This window comes from Bacillus sp. FSL R9-9410 (assembly GCF_038050385.1).
GTDB classification, from domain to species: Bacteria; Bacillota; Bacilli; order Bacillales; family Bacillaceae_G; genus Bacillus_A; species Bacillus_A cereus_U.
Window position 1 is genome coordinate 212446 of record NZ_JBBOTV010000003.1, and the last position, 14497, is coordinate 226942.

Consider the following 14497-nt stretch of genomic DNA (forward strand, 5'->3'; position numbering starts at 1 on the left):
ATTTTATAGTATTTTGACATATATTTCTGAATTTGCAGAACGGAGGTGAAAAAGATGGGGAAATCATTTATTATTCAAAATCAGCGTAGCTTAAATGGAAAAACAACAAATGCTGTTTTAGTTACACTAAAATCTTGGCAGAAGTTTGTTGCAACATTTGAGGAGAAGTACTACAGCTATAAAGATACATATTTAGAAGATATTCTGCAGCACATGACATACGAAGAACGTATTGCGGATGTAGAAGGCTTTGTCGAACAAGCGAAACCATCTTTTTCACGTCGTGCAATGTCTGCACTTGCAGAAAAAACAGGAAGAAAACATAAATTATATGGTATTACGAATGCTGATCTTGAAGTGTTCTTATATCTACATAAAAAATGCTATACAAATGGTGTCATTCCAAATGTAACAATACATATGATGTGGGAAGATTACAAGCAATACAAAGAAGAGTTTGCATACATCCAGCACTCTCAATTCTATATCGCTTTAAAGAAATTAAACTTACATAACATTATCTCCGTTGAAAATGGAGTAGATGGCCGATATACAATCAAACTCACTCATTTTATGAATGAGGAAACAGATAAAGCAAATCCGTACGTATATATTAGTCCTGTTGTATTCACAAAGGCTTTCTTTAAGCTATCTGTAGCAGCTAAGAAGCTATTCTTAGATATCGCAATGCAACAACATACAGAAACAACTTTAAAGCGCTCTTTGGACAAGCAGGACGAAAGAGGAAACAAAACTCACTTTGGCGGGATGTATCGTTTCTTACATAAAAAATATCCGCATCAAATCCGTGCGGTTATCGAAGAATTAACAATTGCTTTACCATGTACGGGTAATCCCCTATTCAAAATTTGCAAAATGCAAAAAGGTGTAAAGCATACAAAACGATATACAACATTATATCTATCTATCCATTCGGACTTCTTATGTACAAAAGAGTCTGGAGAGGAACAACACAGGGATCCATTTACACCAAAAGCTACATATGCTCGTAAAGCGAAATTTATCGAAGCAGTTCTACAAGAGATGAATATCGGTGAACTGTCTGCAGACATGAATAAATTCATTCATGTATTAAAGCATACTTGTCATCGTCAAATTCGCGGTGTAATTCGTGGACTTCGTGACATGGTTGATCGAAAAGAAGGATATCCAACGAAAATAGTATATACATTGAAAAAACTATTGCATCAAACATCTCAATATCAAATTCTTGATACAGCAGCGAAAGAAGGTATCTACCCTCTTATTGCGCAACATATACCAAAAGAGAGAAATAGTGACCGTGAACAAGCTGTCTTTAGTTTCGGTCTACATTATTCCATGTACTCTCTTCGCAACATTAAGAAGATGTTTAAAAATGTGCATGCACTACTAAAACAGAAGTTTGCGGTACCAGTGACGGAAGAATCTTATCACCGTAATTACCTAAAATACCAGGAAGAAACGTTATTTAGAAAATATGCATATGATCAGGGAGTTAACCTCCATGCATATATCGCCTTAGAAATTGAAATGCGTGAAAAATTAAAAGTTCGTGGCCATAAAGAACGCACAATTCCAAGTGATGTACGTGAATGGTTTATCGAAACAATCGATAAACTACCGCAAGAGCAGCTGCGCGTGATTGAACTACCAAAACAGTTTAATTTACTAGAGTTTATGCGTACCTTTGAACGCTTAGTACGTGCTGGTGTAACAATAACAACTCCAGATCAGGTGCTACACTCAATGGAAATAAAATAATAGTAACAAGCTCTCTATTTTTGAAAAAATCAAAAGTGGAGGGCTATTCGTGTTTGTTTCATTAACACCCCTTTTCCACTACTCTATTTATAAATACCAAATCAGAAGGACTTCATGTAAAATGGAGTCTTTTTTTATGCACTTCTATACAAATTCTCTTCTACCAATATATAACTCTCCACATAGTGCTAGGGAATATTCTTCTAATGTAGTAAAACCTATCCCATAATACCTACAAAAAATCAGAAGGAAAATTATAAAAATAGTGGATATGAGGACAAATATGATCAAATGTGAATAATATTTTCCCTATACCCTTGAGAATACTAGTGTCGTTGAATTCATCTAATAAAAATCATCAATAATAATGTGAGTTATGTGTAAATACTGGGTTATGTTAACAAATTTCAACTTTACCTGAATAAATTGTGGATAGATGGACCATAAATAGTAATTCATTTTCCAAAATAAAGAAAATACCTTCTGTTTACAGAGTTGAATAAACATAATGCGATTTGTATCAATTTCTTTCCGATTTCATGTAGAAACATATAATTTTCTTTCTGCTTTTTTGTAGAATTGAAACTCTAACAATCATTGAATCTACGTATACATTTTCTACTATTTATGATTTTTTACGTTCTTACATCAAATTTCGCCTTGCGGGAGTAAGTCATTTCACTATTTTTGATAACCTATAAAAGTTTTATCTTTATTTCTTTTTAATATATAAGATATATATTTATAATAGATTTTATTATTACTAGTATGCTTGTTAATAAGATGTCAGACCTAATTGAAAATATTTGTTAATTCAGTTATAATAAGGGTAATTAAACATATCATTACCCACATACAAAAGGACAAACCTACGTATCCCTACCAGGACGAGGTTTGTCCTTTTTTCATTTTATAATCAATTAATAATTGGAGGATTAAACATGGTCGTAATAAAGAATACAACTAATATAGCAATGGATGAATATAACGAAATTAGATTTTTTAAAGGAGTTTTTTGGAGTATTATGATAGCCTTATTCATTTGACTTTGTAAATAATATGTAGCTTTAGAATAAAGTTGGATTAAAAAGTTTCCTTCAACCTTTATTTAACAGCAAATGCAAAAACTCCATTTTGAAAGAAGTTTAATCAAAATGGAGTTAATCTTTCTAACTAAGTATAAGAGTTTTATAAAAAAGATTGATCAAAACCCATGGACATGTCTATTAAAAAAGTTTATTTTTACCTAACCTATTCTTCAAACCAAAACAGAACCTCAATAGGTGCTTTCAAAATCTTCGCAATATCATAAGTAAGTTTGAATGAAGGATTATATTTTCCATTTTCGAGATTCCCAATTGTTTCTCTTCTGACCCCAACCTTGTTAGCTAAATCTTCTTGAGACATATTTAGCCTTACCCTATATTCTTTCATTCGAGTCTTAATTGGCATCTTGCATCCCTTTCTTTTCTCTATGTTCAAATATTTCAAGACTAATTAGGAATGTAGCGAATGGTATGAAAAGCGAAATTATAACAAGGAATCTAATTACCTCTAAACTTTCCAAAATCAAAACACTTAATGTTACTATAATGCCCAGTATGAGTGCTACGAAAAATGCTCTTGTAGCGGCGATACGAACATGCTGTATAAAGAGCTCATCGGGCACAACCTTTGCATACAAAAAGAAGAAAAAGAAGCCGAAAAAATAACCTACAAGCGATGAATAATAACCTAAAAATGAGAACGGGCTTAAAAATCCAAAAAAACCAAGAAACCCCAAATACGATAATTTATTTTTCATATAATCCCTCCTGCGTGATATATTTCGCACTTTATGATAAAAATATATCACATTGATTAAGAAATAAAAAGAGCCCATGGTTCATTTCTATAGAACAGTACGACTTTTTTATAAACAGTTAATCTTTATTATAAACGGTGCAACTTTATTTCAAATCTACATAATAATCAACATATCAAAAATGCAAAGGGTTGTTTGTCCGTTTGCGTTTTTGATATGTTAGCAACCGTGCGTAGCAGAGGGCGGTAGCAGGTCTTTCACCTATTTTCTGTTATAATATATCCAAAGAAATTAGGTGATTATAATGAACGAGACAATTAGCTTAGAAGAAACCTTAGAATCTTTTTCTGCTTATTTGAATGAAAAAGGCCGAAAACATTCTACGATCCAACGTTATGCATAAGATATTAAAGATTTTTATAGATGATTAGAAGTAAATGGGATACTTTTTCATATCAAATCATGGAGTGATCTATCTGAAGAAGATTATCAGGATTATTTCTCTGAGTTAGAAAACAAGCCACAGAATATGGGTGGTTTTAAAGAAGTTGCACATGTTTTTAGGGATAGTTAGCCCGTTAGATGGTATCCAGCTCGCTTTAATTCCAGATCAATCACTAAGTGACAGTGATTTTATTACGGAAGCGGAAGAAAAGCTTTTAAAACACACTGTACTATCGACAAAGGGATTAACAGAAAGACAAGCTAAATATCGTCCTCAAATTATGGATAGAAACGCTTGTATAATTAATTTAATAGTAAACTACGGTTTATCCTTGCAAGAGCTTATATCGCTTAATATGAGCCATATACAGTTTGCTAGAAATACCTTAGTTGTCCCTGGAGAAAGTGGCATAAATAGATCTATATCATTATCAGAGGATGATACGAAACAGCTCTACAAATACTATAAAACTATTCCGGAACCCGTAAGACCTAGACAGTATACAGATAATCCCTTATTTGTGGCATTTGATTTTAATCGAGGTACGTATCGATGGGTATACGAAAATGATGCACCAAAGACTTTATCTGAGGTTGCTATTCAAAAAATGATACGACTTGAGGTGAAACGAGCAGATTTAAATAGGCGTATTTCTGCACAGCAGATGAGAAACACATTTATTCTCCGTCTTATTAAGCAAGGACTAACTGAAAGTGAATTAATTGATAGAATTGGTTTTAAAACCAAAATATCATTGAAAAGATATTATCAATATTTAAATTTATAAGTTTTATACAGAAGTTGGATATAAAATATTTATGTCAATTAATCATGTTGAGGGATTTATTGGTGAAATTTCACCTTGATTTGTATCTTAATTGGCTCTATAGGATTTACTATTAAAGAAAAAACTCCCTCTCTTTAAATCATAATAGAGGGAGTTTAATTATTTCTTATACAGGTATATTAATTGTTCTATTTATAACAAAAAGATTTCGAGCCTTTTGTTCATTTACCTTACGACAAATAAACCTTCTTCATCATTAATATCATGTATAGTAAATCACGTTAATTATATTAATTTCCATATGTAAATATTAACATAAAAAAGAAATAATTTGCAGTCTTATAAAACGTTTTCATAAATGATATCTTTATATCTGGATTATATAGTATTCATTGCAATACTTACCTTGAAAACATGTAGAAAAGAGGTGAATAAGGTTAAAAAGATTTTAATTCTTATGCTAACAGTACTAGTTTTGTGTAGTTCACTTTTTTATTTTCTTTTTTATAGTGAGTTTACATTATCAAAAACAAAATCTAACATTCCCTACAAAAAGGAAGGACAATCTGTAACTTGGGGAAGAAAGGCTGTAATAGAAGATAGATTTACTCGTATTCAAAATACAATCAAGGTTGCTATTTTGGATAATGGTATATATAAAGAACATGAAGATTTAAAAGGTAAAGTTGTAAAAGAATTCAATACTATTAATTTAAATAATCCTATTACTGATGAAACTGGCCATGGAACTGCTATTGCTGGAATCATAGCCGCTGAAAATAATAATTTAGGAATTTTAGGTGTAATTCCAAACGTTCAACTCTATGACGTCAAAGTCCTTGATAAGCAAGGTAAAGGCGATGTTGACCATCTTATTAAAGGTATACGTTGGTGTATAGAACAACGAGTGAATATATTAAACATTAGCTTTGGGTTACAATCTGAAAGTCCTGAATTAAAAAAAGCAATAGATGAAGCAGTAGATTCTGGAATTATTGTGGTAGCTGCTTCCGGTAATACATATGGATTGGGTGTAGACTATCCCGCTAAGTATGAAAATGTTATATCTATATCATCTGTAAATAAAGAATTTAAACGTGCCAGCTCATCTGCCAAAGGAAAAATAGATTTTGCAGCCCCTGGAGTTGATATATTGTCAACAAATCAAGATGGGGGGTATTCCATATATAGTGGAACATCGTTTGCAACTGCATTTGCAACTGGTGTTATATCTGTATTATTAGCTGAGGGTGACAATACGCTTAACTTGGACCAAATTAAAAAAATTTTAATTGAGCGTTCAGTAGATCTAGGAAGTACGGGTTATGATAAAGAATTTGGCTATGGTTTAATACAAAAATGACTAGGAGTGACTAAAGATGCAAAAATGGTTACTAAAAATAATGATATCGACTTTATTTATTACTTTAATTCCTAATTTTGGGATTATTGTTCATGAAGCTAATGCTGCAACACAAGAAACAGACCTAATTGATCAAAATGTAGAACAACAAGTTGATAGTAGCGTTTCAGAAGGGTTGAACGTTGAGGTTATTACAGATAATAGTGCAGAAATCATAGTAGAAAGTGCAGTAAATGCTGAAGATTTTACCGCATCAACGGATGTTTCTTTAGATAAAGAAACAGGTGATATCCAGGTTAATGGAAACTTTATTGATGAAAATGGAGAAGAAATAAAAGTAAATTTTGATGTTGAAGTAATTGAATCAAATGAAGAAGTATTCATCGCCAACTTTAAAGATCAAAAAACTGGTAAAATATATGAGTACGATACAACAAAACTTCAAGCCTCTGTAATACCAGCCGTTCCAGTGGTATTAGCTTTAGTAGCCAGAGCAGGTATCCAAGCTGCTATTAAAAAATGGGGGAAAACTGCTTTAAGACAAGTTTCTAAGCAACTAACAAAATCAAATAGCCCCGTGTGGAAAGGTCTATCACCACATAAAGGAAAAACCAAAGCTAGTGGTAAAGGCTCAAAAAAGAAATACTATGAATGGGATCATACTCATAATGACATTGAGGTTTATGATAGTAAAGGTAAGCATCTAGGAAGTATGGATCCCCTTACTGGTGACATGATTAAAGGTCCTGTTAAAGGTAGATCTATAAAAATATAATAGTTTGAACAGAGGTGTACTATTTCTTGAAAAAAATTAGAGGTTGGAAAAGAAGAGTAAGAAAGCTGAATCAATGGAAAGTAGAAAATAGTCAATTTGATAATAAATTTTTAGAGGTTAACCATTTTGATTATGTAAAAACTTTTAATTATCTAGACACACAGGATTTACCAATTTGGTATAAAAATAAAGTGATTTGTGCATTAGTTGAAGTTTTTCAAAGTTGGAAGTTGGCCGCCGAATCTAAGTTTAATCACTTTTATTTAAGATTACACATAAATGAAAATGATTTATTAGATTCTCAGTTAATTATAGCTTTAGAGGAACAAATAGTAGAGTATAAAAATAAATTCGTCGAATATCAAACTCAATTGGAAAAGCCATTATTTTTAAATAATATCGCTCTCAACTGGCGGGCATATCATTTAGTTTCTATTTGGCTAGAAGATGAAATAAATACTCTATCTATAACAGAACAAGAATTATTATTAAATAATTTACTAGAGGTCCGAAAGGTTACCTCCTACGATGATGAAACGTCTAATGAATATTTAATTAAGGACAGTGTCATTTGGGTATCTGATTACGAGAATATTAAAGAGAATACGTATAAAAAATAAATAACCTCTAGAACATGAGTTTAGTACTGTACTAAACTCATGTTTTTGATTCTAATTAAATTTATATTACACGTTTGAAACATTGCATTGCAACTTTATGACTTGGTGATTCCTCTTTAATTTCTTGATAAATATTCAGAGTTATATTGTTAGCCCCTTAATAGAATGAAATTTTATTTTGTTAAGGGACATTCCTCCTCTTGTTTAAATAGAAAAAGAGAGTCCCCTTTATAGGCACTCTCTCTTATGTATATCCTCTATTTTCACTCGAGTACGGTTTCATTTATATTCAGCTCGGTTAACGTTTCTCTATAAAAATTCATTACTTTTTGAGCATGTTGTATAGCCATTAATCCATCTTGAACGGTAAGTGCTTCAAAATAAGGGTAACGAATATCTGTAGCATAACCATTCAGCTGCACGCACTGATCTAAAATCAATGAGAATTTCTCATCTAATTTGCGACACGATTTGTGCAGCATTAAAAGGTTATGAGTTTTAGGGACTGTTCTACCGTTTAGTGCAAGAAATCCTTTTAGAAGTTTCTCCACACATTGTTGACTATGGTAACAAATAATTGCAGTAGGGAAAGGTTTCATATGAGTTAAGTAACTAGCAGAATCTAAATCAGATTTTGCTATGAATAGCCACTCTTTTAGATCCTCAGTATTTCTCATATAGAACCTTCCCCTCTAGTGCAATTTTGTGCTCCATGGTTACACTGCGGTTAGCACGTTCTTGAAACTCTTCAGGTCCATACACTAAAATATCAACTGGTGTTTCCATTACATCGTAAATACCCCAATTGATACGATTAATGACTTCCCTTTTTCTTGCTCCTACACCATCCACAACAATACAAAGATCAAAATCACTATCTTCATTTGGTGTGCCATAAGCATGAGAGCCAAAAAGGATGATTCTTTGGACAGAAGACACGGTTTCACAAATTTTTTGTACTAATAGGTTCAATTCCCTTTGTACTTCTTCGTTAATCCGAATCACCTCTTGGATAATTGAATTATATTGACGTTTGATTATATTATACATGCGTTTCTCTCCTCCTAGCTATTACATATTTATTTTTATACTTCTCTCTTGTTTTCCAACGTTTTGTAATGCTTGATAACATTCGTATACCTGCCTGAAATCTTGTAAGAATCCATCATCAGAGATACTATGAAATCCTTTGAAGTTCTTTCTACACCAATATAAGAGGTCAGATTCATCCTTAGCTAAAAAAGAATCTGGGTTGAAATGAATTAGAGCCTCTGCTAAACAAGCCAGAAGCAATGGTATCATTTCGGAATCATGCTTTGATAAATCAAGTACAGATACAACGGCATAATTCTTATATTGATAGTATTGAAGAACACCATTACACATGTTCGTTGGTGTTAACGTATGTTGTAATTGAGTGGAATCTAGTTGATACACTCTCATATTGTCCCTTCCTATACCACTACTCACCAATTGGTGCAGCCTTCATAAAAGCTTTTTGAGCTTGGAAAATGATATAGTGATTCGATACGGTTCCTTCATCAAAGATTTCGTTGACGAATTGTGCAACAGTCATGGCAGCGAATTTATTTGTAATAACTCGCTGTGGTTCTGAAGCAGCTAATTCGGAACAACTTAATTGACTCGGGGCCGTTTCTTTCTTCGTAAAAGCGTCTGGAAATAAGTCGCCAAGTGGAGAAAGAATAATTTCGCCATTCAGTTTAATCCCACATACTGCTTGACCGTTATAACCACTACTTTTATAATCCGCTATTTGTTGAGATGTCCAATGTCTTTTATCTACTTCTCTCCAATTATCAGGAACGGTTACAGCTGTATTCCCTACATCGATGTAAATAAGATTATCCGATTGATGGAAGAATTGATGAAAGACCTCACGAGAAAACATATTATCTACTGCTCCAATCACAATTGGCAGATACAAAAAGTCGTCTTTATGTTGTTTTTTTAATAAATCGTATTTATTACCAAACAACTGCTGCATTGTTTCTATGTCTTCTATGTACTGTGACGTATAGGAAGAGATAGGAACGTTATAGCCAGCTTTATATCGACGAGCCAGTACCTCCGCTTTGTATTTACCAACATCAGGTCGAATAAAGAGTTGATTTCCAAGGTTCTTGGTTTCAATTATGTCTGGATCTGCAACTACAATTTCTCCATCTAGTTGGAAAATACTCATCATTTGAGCAATATGTTGTAAAATTAAGCCTCCGTTTCCTCCAGCACCTACTAATACAATATGCGGTACAATCTTCTTTCCTTCTGCAATATCAATAACAATACTCATTTTATATCCCCCTAATTTTCTTTTGATTGTGTATTCTCTAAATTTCGTAGAAATGGAATTGATAAATTTGTAATCCTATGCACGGTATACAAGTCAAATGAATGCATCAATAGTATCGATGCAGCATGAACGACTCCTTTCTCTTGCACAATGGATACAGCATATTGAAGTAAATTCACCTGCTCAATAAGTGTATGTACATATACTTGATGCGCGTTTAAATCAATATAGGTATCATTCCCTTGTTCTTCTAGTGCTTCATATATGTTATTCATCTCTAACTGGCACATAAATTGAAATAGCTCATAGTCATGATGTGGTTCCCCTAAAACACGTTCATCCTTTGTAAGAAATAACATGTAATGTTTTATCTTTGTAAACATCGATACGTGAAACGTTTTTAATGTTGTCATAATAAAGAAGGAGACATGAAAATATGTCTCCTTTACGCCCCCTTGTGTATTTATTTTAAAAGTGTAATCCCGCTTAGATCGTAATTTTGGCTTAACCCTTTCGTTGCATATTCTCCTGCAAAAATAAAGTTAGGGTTAATAGAATGAAATTCCCCATCGATACAAGTGCGTACACGTAGTTCAGGGAAAACATCCTCTATTCTGCCGATTATTGCATAGAGAATAGGAGCCCGTTCACTTTGATCATCTAAATCACTTGGTTCAGCAGTAAAACGATGATGGCTGTGTATCTCCATTACTTTCATAGCAATAGACTGCATCTCTATATTCGTTTCTGGAATTACAATTTCAGTTGCTACCTGCTGTGGTGGAAAATCCATAAAATAACCACGCTCTTTATTGAAATAGATATCAGCATGCAATTCGCAATCACATTTACGAGAAATGGACTGTGCAATAATAATAAAGTCCATTAATAGAGTCCTCGGAATGAAATCCCCAGGTAAAAAGTGATCACGCCAAGTACTTAGAAAAGAAAAAGGACAATCTGAAATGGATTGTCCCTCTACAGTACTTGCTCCTTTTGCGCCGACAGTTAAAATCGGAAGTAGTGCATTTGTATCTTCGTGATGTTTAATGACTGTTAAGTCTTTAACGAAGGAAGGATAACGTTGCTCTAATTTCACGCAAATGTCCTCTGCCTCTATTTTTCTTACATCTGTGGAATCTCCATTTTGAACAGCAATTCCATGTGTAATTTCTTCTTCTGTAAACCAATCTACTAACGGTATATCTCCAAATACTACGTGACGAACAACCGTTGTTGTATTGATCTTATTTAGACAATCTGTAGCATTTGAAGCCTTAGCTTTCTTACTCGTTTTTGTCTTATTCTTTGCTTGTTCCTTTTTTTCTTCTTTTTTAACAGTGGCTTGCTCTGAAGCAGCTTTTTTCACTGGTACTGTTGTTTCCTCTACTTGTTTTTTCATATCAAAAAAATCGAATAAGTTTGTCATAATAAATAATCCTCCTAGTATGTTTGCTTGTAATTGATTCTGCTATTTTTTAAAAAGTCTTTTCTGATTCTATTAGAATGGAATCATTAAAACTTTGGTTTTCAAATCGTTTAAATAACACTCCTACTGGTTCCGTATGAGTGTTTGTAAGGTCATGGTTGAATGAACTCGCAAAGAATAAAACATGAAATGTTTCTAAATCTTTTAAAGTCCGGAATTCAGGAATCACAACTCTACCTGTACATACAGATCCATTAGCATGAACATTAGAATAAGGAAATTGGTATAACTTCATTCCTTCTTCTAACTCCATGTCTTCTTTTACAGCAAAGACAGAGATATTCGTAACTCGTTTTTGATAAACCGTATAACGGAATAACAGACGCGGAAAGCCCACTTGTTGAAACGGTCGTTCAAAAAATTGAATATCCCACTGAGCCTTTGGTACTTCAATCCAAACAGCTTGCTTATCACCACTCTTAGATAACACCTCATGTTTTACACACCCTTTTGGGAGTACGCCACTAGAGTAATGAGTATTATCTTGTGTACCTTGCTCCATCACTTCTTTTAAAGCTAAATAAAAGTCTTTAAAAGTAACGGCAGTCTCACCACGCGATAATTCGTTGTTAAATTGTTGAATGGTTACAATTCCTTTTGGCTCTAAAGCATCAAATATTGCTACTGTCTTCATTTGTTGTTTCCCCCTGCGTAAAGATTGTTTCCAATAAATCTAGTAACATCTCAAATTTATATGGTCCGTATAATGGTTCCTCGCCATAATAGAGATAAAGAGATTCTTCATCAATTTGGTAAGAATACTGCACTGGATAACAATCTAGTAATTTAGAAATTTTTTCTTTATGCTTCGGTGATATGCCATCTATTGTTTCAGCGATAGCACCCCATGTTTCCTCTGCTGCTTCCTGTATTTCCTTTAATGGTATGTCGAATAGTGTAGAGAGCGTTTCATACTCTTCTTCTTCAATTGGAAAAGCTTCTAAGCCCATCTCTTCGATCATGTCCGTACCCAATTCTTTAAATCCTTCTTCATGGTCTAATTCATAGATATTCTCTCGTTCTAAATACGAGGGAGAATACTGTGTTACATTAATCGAAAGCGAATGCATTCTTTTAAAGTAATGTAAGAAATGAAATTGACATGAATAAAATTTAAATAGATTTATGTTCAATAGGTTCATGGAAAGTAAGAAGATTACAATCGTATCTGTGGATTCTATGTCCTTCCAACTTAAAGTTTGATTTACATCTAAAAAGTCCACACAAGTTAGGATTTTACCGATTGCCTCATGAGAGATTTTGTTGAAATCTATCTCTATATCTTTTGAAAGACTTTCTAATATATATATTTCCTCTTGGTATCTTTGCTTAATTTGTTCCAAATTTACGATGCTATAAGTTTTGTTTAACTTAAGTGATAGTAAATAATTTGACATCGCTACATTAGATGAATATCCAAATAATTTCTTCATTTTTAGGCCCTCTGTACTAACTTGCTATATTTTTTGCTAACTGTATCTCTTCAAAGATTCGAAGTAACATTTCGATTCGCTTTATTGCTGGAAAATATGTATCATCATCATAGAAAAGGTAAAGTTTTTCCTCTTCAGCTTGGTAAAGCATACGTATATCAAACTGATTTTGAATTGCACGAAAGAAACTTTGATCCTCTATCTTGATATTAGAAAACATTTCTCCAATTGAACTCCATGCATTTGCAACAATGCCGTTTAAATCTTCCATGGAGGTATGAAATAAATCCGAATATTTGGCTAGATGATTTTTATCATCGTTGTCTACCTCTTCATGACCTAATTTCATATCTTGTATTAAATCATTACCCCATCGGTTAAATGACTCCTCACAATCGTGTTCTTCGAAATTATCTCGTTCTAAATATGTTGGAAAATACTCAGATACGGGAATTCCTAGTCTATATTTACGCATAAAAAGTTCTAAAATATATAGTTGCGATGAATAGAAGCAGGAAAGGTCAATATCTAATGAATTTTGCACAATCATAAAAATTTCTAGTAGTAATTGTGAATCAATTAATTCATTTGAAAAATTTGAGTCTTCTTCTAAATAGGAGACAGCAGCCATTACATGATGAATGGAGCGTTCTGAAATTTTACTGAAGTCTATTTTTCTATAGTTCTCTAAGCAATCTAATATATAAATTTCTTCATGATGTTTCTTATCTGCAAGTAATTCATGCAGTAAGTGATCATTTTTTTGTATTTTTAACGAAAGTAGATACTTTCTTACTTTCTGCTGATTGTATGTAAATAATAATTTCATACCTGGTTCCCCTTCGTCTTTTCTCGGATCATTGCCGCAAGACGGATTATAATTTCATAATAAGAAAGTACCCATTCATCAAATGAGTACTGTTCATAACCATCCTCTAGAAATTCAATCAAAATATGACTGGGATACGCTTCACTTTGATAGGTGTTAAACGAAAATTCATGTAACACGAATTGAAAATCGGATTGTGTTATATGTTTCGATCCTATACATAGATAGTAACCAGCTGTGTCGAAGTAACATCCTTCCGCAGCCATAGAACTAATATCCGAAGCGAAATTCGAATACATGTCTTCTGAGCTAAATAACGTCCCATCTAACAGGTCTTCTTCAGTTCCGAAGGCAAAGTGACAAAATATACGTGTTTGCTCGTTAAAACGCGCAAGCGAATCGAATAATAGTTCACTTGTTATATGCAACTTGTCCCTGTGAAAATCATTGATATTGATTAAGATTGGGATGTTATATTTGCGAATTAATTTTTGTATGCGTAGTATCCGAATATATACTTTCATCTCATTTCCCTGATTAAATAAATATCTCATCTTCTAGCCCCTGCTTTTCTACATCTTCTAGTTGTTCAGTGAAAAGATGTAAATGTAGCATTTCCTTTAATACACAATCTGGGCCACTTATCCGAAATGAATTACCACTATAAAACGTGACATAATGTCGTAGCTGCTCAAATTGCTTTTCAAATTCATCTATATGTTCTAATGGTATGTTTTCTAAATCAGGCATTTCGGTCGCAATAAATCCATTTATAAGCGATTCAAAAGATTGACGAAGTTCTTGATTATTAGGAAGGACTTCTTTTGACTGTAATAAGTCAAAGAAGTCACAGTGATTCATACTCATTTGAATGCCC

17 protein-coding genes and 1 pseudogene are annotated in these 14497 nt (G+C 32.9%); 5 read left to right on the top strand and 13 right to left on the bottom strand.

Features of this window, described 5'->3' with window-relative positions; genetic code table 11:
- The first annotated feature begins 54 nt into the window (after positions 1 to 54).
- Positions 55 to 1764: a hypothetical protein gene (locus tag MKX77_RS27735; protein WP_341308384.1), complete on the top strand. Its 1710-nt coding sequence runs from the start codon at positions 55 to 57 to the stop codon at positions 1762 to 1764.
- A 1251-nt stretch (positions 1765 to 3015) separates the two neighbouring features.
- Here the strand turns inward: MKX77_RS27735 and MKX77_RS27740 are convergent.
- Positions 3016 to 3216 (bottom strand): helix-turn-helix transcriptional regulator, encoded by a 201-nt coding sequence (locus tag MKX77_RS27740; RefSeq protein ID WP_341308385.1) that lies wholly within the window; start codon positions 3214 to 3216, stop codon positions 3016 to 3018.
- The gene (locus tag MKX77_RS27745; RefSeq protein WP_341308386.1) at positions 3206 to 3568 is read right to left on the bottom strand and encodes a DUF3796 domain-containing protein; all 363 of its coding nucleotides are present in this window, start codon (positions 3566 to 3568) and stop codon (positions 3206 to 3208) included. The genes MKX77_RS27740 and MKX77_RS27745 overlap by 11 nt, the downstream gene beginning before the upstream one ends.
- A 304-nt stretch (positions 3569 to 3872) precedes the next feature.
- On the opposite strand from MKX77_RS27745, the pseudogene MKX77_RS27750 reads away from it, so the two are divergent.
- The 4 genes and pseudogenes from MKX77_RS27750 (at position 3873) to MKX77_RS27765 (ending at position 7558) form a co-directional block, all read left to right on the top strand.
- Positions 3873 to 4800: pseudogene (locus MKX77_RS27750) on the top strand (tyrosine-type recombinase/integrase).
- Positions 4801 to 5227: 427 nt separating this feature from the next.
- On the top strand, positions 5228 to 6163 hold the full coding sequence (locus MKX77_RS27755) for a S8 family peptidase (RefSeq protein ID WP_341308387.1): 936 nt from the start codon (positions 5228 to 5230) through the stop codon (positions 6161 to 6163).
- 16 nt (positions 6164 to 6179) lie between these two features.
- On the top strand, positions 6180 to 6938 hold the full coding sequence (locus MKX77_RS27760) for an SAR2788 family putative toxin (protein ID WP_341308388.1): 759 nt from the start codon (positions 6180 to 6182) through the stop codon (positions 6936 to 6938).
- Positions 6939 to 6964: 26 nt separating this feature from the next.
- Entirely contained in the window at positions 6965 to 7558 is a 594-nt protein-coding gene (locus tag MKX77_RS27765; RefSeq protein WP_341308389.1) for a hypothetical protein, read from the top strand.
- Between the two features lie 263 nt (positions 7559 to 7821).
- Here the strand turns inward: MKX77_RS27765 and MKX77_RS27770 are convergent, their stop codons facing one another.
- Genes MKX77_RS27770 through MKX77_RS27820 form a run of 11 tightly spaced genes read right to left on the bottom strand, consistent with a single transcriptional unit; the run spans position 7822 to position 14487 of the window.
- The gene (locus MKX77_RS27770) at positions 7822 to 8235 is read right to left on the bottom strand and encodes a HEPN domain-containing protein (RefSeq protein ID WP_341308390.1); all 414 of its coding nucleotides are present in this window, start codon (positions 8233 to 8235) and stop codon (positions 7822 to 7824) included.
- Positions 8222 to 8608, bottom strand: coding sequence for a nucleotidyltransferase domain-containing protein (locus MKX77_RS27775; protein WP_341308391.1), 387 nt, complete (start codon positions 8606 to 8608; stop codon positions 8222 to 8224). The genes MKX77_RS27770 and MKX77_RS27775 overlap by 14 nt, the downstream gene beginning before the upstream one ends.
- A 21-nt stretch (positions 8609 to 8629) precedes the next feature.
- Positions 8630 to 9001, bottom strand: a complete 372-nt coding sequence (locus MKX77_RS27780) for a hypothetical protein (protein WP_341308392.1) — start codon at positions 8999 to 9001, stop codon at positions 8630 to 8632.
- Positions 9002 to 9020: 19 nt separating this feature from the next.
- Positions 9021 to 9869: a ThiF family adenylyltransferase gene (locus tag MKX77_RS27785; RefSeq protein ID WP_341308393.1), complete on the bottom strand. Its 849-nt coding sequence runs from the start codon at positions 9867 to 9869 to the stop codon at positions 9021 to 9023.
- 11 nt (positions 9870 to 9880) lie between these two features.
- Positions 9881 to 10282, bottom strand: a complete 402-nt coding sequence (locus tag MKX77_RS27790) for a hypothetical protein (protein ID WP_341308394.1) — start codon at positions 10280 to 10282, stop codon at positions 9881 to 9883.
- Positions 10283 to 10332: 50 nt separating this feature from the next.
- On the bottom strand, positions 10333 to 11298 hold the full coding sequence (locus MKX77_RS27795; RefSeq protein WP_341308395.1) for a hypothetical protein: 966 nt from the start codon (positions 11296 to 11298) through the stop codon (positions 10333 to 10335).
- A gap of 49 nt (positions 11299 to 11347) precedes the next feature.
- Positions 11348 to 11992: a hypothetical protein gene (locus MKX77_RS27800; RefSeq protein WP_341308396.1), complete on the bottom strand. Its 645-nt coding sequence runs from the start codon at positions 11990 to 11992 to the stop codon at positions 11348 to 11350.
- Positions 11970 to 12791: a hypothetical protein gene (locus tag MKX77_RS27805; RefSeq protein WP_341308397.1), complete on the bottom strand. Its 822-nt coding sequence runs from the start codon at positions 12789 to 12791 to the stop codon at positions 11970 to 11972. Before MKX77_RS27805 ends, MKX77_RS27800 begins: the two co-directional genes overlap by 23 nt.
- A 16-nt stretch (positions 12792 to 12807) precedes the next feature.
- A complete protein-coding gene (locus MKX77_RS27810; protein ID WP_341308398.1) occupies positions 12808 to 13620 on the bottom strand; it encodes a hypothetical protein in 813 nt (270 codons plus the stop codon).
- Positions 13617 to 14174, bottom strand: a complete 558-nt coding sequence (locus tag MKX77_RS27815; RefSeq protein ID WP_341308399.1) for a hypothetical protein — start codon at positions 14172 to 14174, stop codon at positions 13617 to 13619. The genes MKX77_RS27810 and MKX77_RS27815 overlap by 4 nt, the downstream gene beginning before the upstream one ends.
- The gene (locus tag MKX77_RS27820) at positions 14158 to 14487 is read right to left on the bottom strand and encodes a hypothetical protein (protein WP_341308400.1); all 330 of its coding nucleotides are present in this window, start codon (positions 14485 to 14487) and stop codon (positions 14158 to 14160) included. Before MKX77_RS27820 ends, MKX77_RS27815 begins: the two co-directional genes overlap by 17 nt.
- Between the last annotated feature and the right edge of the window lie 10 nt (positions 14488 to 14497).

What these genes read in the sequence shown, in the direction of transcription:
- MKX77_RS27805 (WP_341308397.1), bottom strand. Translation starts at nt 12,791, where the DNA reads ATGAAGAAATTATTTGGATATTCATCTAATGTAGCGATGTCAAATTAT.
- MKX77_RS27760 (WP_341308388.1), top strand. Translation starts at nt 6,180, where the DNA reads ATGCAAAAATGGTTACTAAAAATAATGATATCGACTTTATTTATTACT.
- MKX77_RS27790 (WP_341308394.1), bottom strand. Translation starts at nt 10,282, where the DNA reads ATGACAACATTAAAAACGTTTCACGTATCGATGTTTACAAAGATAAAA.
- MKX77_RS27795 (WP_341308395.1), bottom strand. Translation starts at nt 11,298, where the DNA reads ATGACAAACTTATTCGATTTTTTTGATATGAAAAAACAAGTAGAGGAA.
- MKX77_RS27815 (WP_341308399.1), bottom strand. Translation starts at nt 14,174, where the DNA reads ATGAGATATTTATTTAATCAGGGAAATGAGATGAAAGTATATATTCGG.
- MKX77_RS27735 (WP_341308384.1), top strand. Translation starts at nt 55, where the DNA reads ATGGGGAAATCATTTATTATTCAAAATCAGCGTAGCTTAAATGGAAAA.
- MKX77_RS27810 (WP_341308398.1), bottom strand. Translation starts at nt 13,620, where the DNA reads ATGAAATTATTATTTACATACAATCAGCAGAAAGTAAGAAAGTATCTA.
- MKX77_RS27775 (WP_341308391.1), bottom strand. Translation starts at nt 8,608, where the DNA reads ATGTATAATATAATCAAACGTCAATATAATTCAATTATCCAAGAGGTG.
- MKX77_RS27800 (WP_341308396.1), bottom strand. Translation starts at nt 11,992, where the DNA reads ATGAAGACAGTAGCAATATTTGATGCTTTAGAGCCAAAAGGAATTGTA.
- MKX77_RS27820 (WP_341308400.1), bottom strand. Translation starts at nt 14,487, where the DNA reads ATGAGTATGAATCACTGTGACTTCTTTGACTTATTACAGTCAAAAGAA.
- MKX77_RS27785 (WP_341308393.1), bottom strand. Translation starts at nt 9,869, where the DNA reads ATGAGTATTGTTATTGATATTGCAGAAGGAAAGAAGATTGTACCGCAT.
- MKX77_RS27770 (WP_341308390.1), bottom strand. Translation starts at nt 8,235, where the DNA reads ATGAGAAATACTGAGGATCTAAAAGAGTGGCTATTCATAGCAAAATCT.
- MKX77_RS27740 (WP_341308385.1), bottom strand. Translation starts at nt 3,216, where the DNA reads ATGCCAATTAAGACTCGAATGAAAGAATATAGGGTAAGGCTAAATATG.
- MKX77_RS27780 (WP_341308392.1), bottom strand. Translation starts at nt 9,001, where the DNA reads ATGAGAGTGTATCAACTAGATTCCACTCAATTACAACATACGTTAACA.
- MKX77_RS27745 (WP_341308386.1), bottom strand. Translation starts at nt 3,568, where the DNA reads ATGAAAAATAAATTATCGTATTTGGGGTTTCTTGGTTTTTTTGGATTT.